Origin of the sequence: Ruminococcus sp. RTP21484sp1_RTP21281st1_A8_RTP21281_210402 (assembly GCF_040914025.1) — a bacterium.
Classification (GTDB): Bacteria; Bacillota; Clostridia; order Lachnospirales; family Lachnospiraceae; genus Blautia_A; species Blautia_A faecis.
The window spans coordinates 1-1,852 of sequence record NZ_JBCPGE010000096.1; the positions used below are offsets into that span (position 1 = coordinate 1).

The window sequence follows — 1,852 nt, forward strand, 5'->3', positions numbered from 1 at the left end:
GAGCCGTATGATGGGAAACTATCACGTACGGTTCTTAGGGGAGGGAAGGACAGTAATGCTCTTCTCTTACCCGACTACGCCAGTGTGGAAATGCTATATCACCCAGAGTATGCAGGGTATCCCCTGGCGGTAGGCGGGGATCCCGAGGCGAGGCATGGAATTGTGCTTACAGCCAATTATGTGGCAAAGAAAAAAGGAGTGAAGACGGGACAGGCACTTTGGCAGGCAAAAATGGCATGTCCGGATCTTGTGATTGTTCCGCCCAGGATGGACTTGTATCTGCGTTTTTCTTCTCTTCTAAGAGAAATTTATGGGGAATATACTGATCTGGTTGAACCATATGGATGTGACGAAGCCTGGTTAGATATTACGGACAGTGCGGCCTTAAAGGGAGAGGGAAGAAAAATTGCAATGGAGATTAACCGGCGTGTGAAAAAAGAGCTGGGAATTACGGTCAGTATCGGGATTTCCTGGAATAAGATTTTTGCAAAACTGGGAAGTGATTATAAGAAGCCTGATGGAATCACGGTGTTTTCAAAGGAAAATTATAAGGAACAGCTCTGGAGACTTCCTGCTGCAGATCTTTTGTATGTTGGACGTTCTACCAGAAATACGTTAGATCGTTATGGAATTCAGACAATTGGGGAGCTTGCCCTGGCGGATTCAAAGTTTCTGGAACGGTTATTTGGAAAAATGGGTCTGGTGCTTTACTCTTTTGCAAATGGCTGGGACGAGTCACCTGTATCGGCGCAGGGGTATGAAGCACCTATAAAGTCTATTGGTAATAGTACAACCACTCCCAGGGACCTGGAGAACAACCTGGACGTGCAGATTGTACTGATGGCATTGGCAGAAAGTGTTGCAGCCAGGCTTCGGAAACATGGCTTCAAATGCAAGGTGGTGTCCATCACCATCCGGGATAATGGGTTATACTCTTTTTCGAGACAGAAAAAGCTGGAGAGGCCTACGGATATTACCAATGAGATTATGACGGCTGCCTACCTGCTGTTCAAAGAAAATTATAACTGGAATCATCCGATCCGAAGCCTTGGAATACGTGCAGAAAATCTGGTTTTGGCAGACGTACCAGTACAGCTTGATTTGTTTATAAGCGAGGAACAACGGGAAAAGCAGGAAAAAATGGACCAGGCTGTAGATGAGATTCGCAGAAGGTTTGGGTATTTCAGTATCCAAAAAGCGTTTGTGTACCAGGACAAAGCTCTGGCAAGCTTGGATGCACAAAGTTCCCACACGGTTCATCCGGTAGGCTATTTTAATGGGAGGTAATTGGTAAATGGAAAATGCAAAAGTATATGTAGAGGTTCTGGTGAGTTTTGATAAGGACGGAACTATGAGTCCAGTGGAATTTATCTGGGAAGATGGAGAAAAATATCATGTGGACCGTATCCTTGCAAGGGAACGCTGTGCAAGCCGAAAAGCAGGCGGAGTCGGGATGCGATATACCGTAATTGTGAATGGAAAAGAGAGCCATTTATACTATGAATTTGATAAATGGTTTATGGAAAGGCGCTGTTCCTAATGTTTGTTCTTGGAAAATATGAGACAATACATGTGCACAATATATAGAATTATACGATTGACACATACCATATATTGTGCTATCCTATAATCGAATTATCATTTATGCATAGCACCCCTATGTAGAAAAGTTTAGTCCTGATAAGACATCAGGAGCAATCATTTGAGATTACATATCTGGAACATATAGAAAGACATCAAAAAAACCTGGAATGGATTTTTGATGTCTTTTTTTGTTGCGTGTGTCCAGCAAAGCTGGACTACACTTGCCGGTGTAAGTCCGGTCACGGTAATCGCCAGTGAGCCGTGTAGT

At 43.8% G+C, this 1,852-nt stretch carries 2 protein-coding genes; both read left to right on the top strand.

The features are described from left to right. Positions 1 to 84: 84 nt before the first annotated feature. Positions 85 to 1,287: a DNA polymerase IV gene (locus AB5170_RS22380; RefSeq protein WP_272105127.1), complete on the top strand. Its 1,203-nt coding sequence runs from the start codon at positions 85 to 87 to the stop codon at positions 1,285 to 1,287. Between the two features lie 7 nt (positions 1,288 to 1,294). Then, a complete protein-coding gene (locus AB5170_RS22385) occupies positions 1,295 to 1,540 on the top strand; it encodes a hypothetical protein (protein WP_173719768.1) in 246 nt (81 codons plus the stop codon). Positions 1,541 to 1,852: the final 312 nt, after the last annotated feature.

Bases quoted from the DNA above. Each gene is read 5' to 3' on its own strand.
- AB5170_RS22385 (WP_173719768.1), top strand. From the start codon at position 1,295: ATGGAAAATGCAAAAGTATATGTAGAGGTTCTGGTGAGTTTTGATAAG.